Raw genomic sequence first — 577 nt, 5'->3', positions numbered from 1 at the left:
GCAAAGTAGTTAGTGACTAATATTGCAAAAATTTTATTTTTTTCATCAAAAACAGGCTTAGCTACACGAAAAGTACTTATATAAGGTTCTTGTATCTGCCCATTTTCACGGTTGTAGTTAATTGGAGAAATATAAACACTTTTATTATCGAGCATACTCGCTTTTATCATGTAATCGCGTTGGCCTTTCTTTTGTAATTGCAGACCTTGCAGTCGATTAATTTCTCCGAGTTGGTTTCTATCAACCCTGACAACTTCTTGCCCACCATCTGCGAGAATAATATAGCGAGCCTGAAGTATGCTGTCGTCTGTGCGCATAAAACCACTAAAAATACTCGCTAAGCGCTCTTCCCAAACGTCGATGTGCGTGCCTAACAAGGGATCTATTTTCTTGTTTTCAGTGGCGCGAGTAATGCCTTTAATCGGGGGCGTTGCGTCTAAAAAGCGAATAGCGGTAACACTATCTTTAAGATGGTTTTTTAGTGAAAGGCTTTTTGTTTCAAGCTCACGTTTTAATTCTATTTGGGCTGAATTATAAACATCACTTCTTACTTTTTGGTCAAACAAATACAGAGATG

Annotated in this window: 1 pseudogene; it reads right to left on the bottom strand. The window is 38.0% G+C overall.

The annotated features are described in order from the left end of the window. A pseudogene (locus GQR46_RS20425) lies at nucleotides 1–577 on the bottom strand (hybrid sensor histidine kinase/response regulator); the annotation flags it as partial.

The organism is Pseudoalteromonas sp. Z1A6, assembly GCF_011378745.1.
GTDB classification, from domain to species: Bacteria; Pseudomonadota; Gammaproteobacteria; order Enterobacterales; family Alteromonadaceae; genus Pseudoalteromonas; species Pseudoalteromonas arctica.
This window is presented reverse-complemented; position numbering and strand designations above follow the sequence as displayed.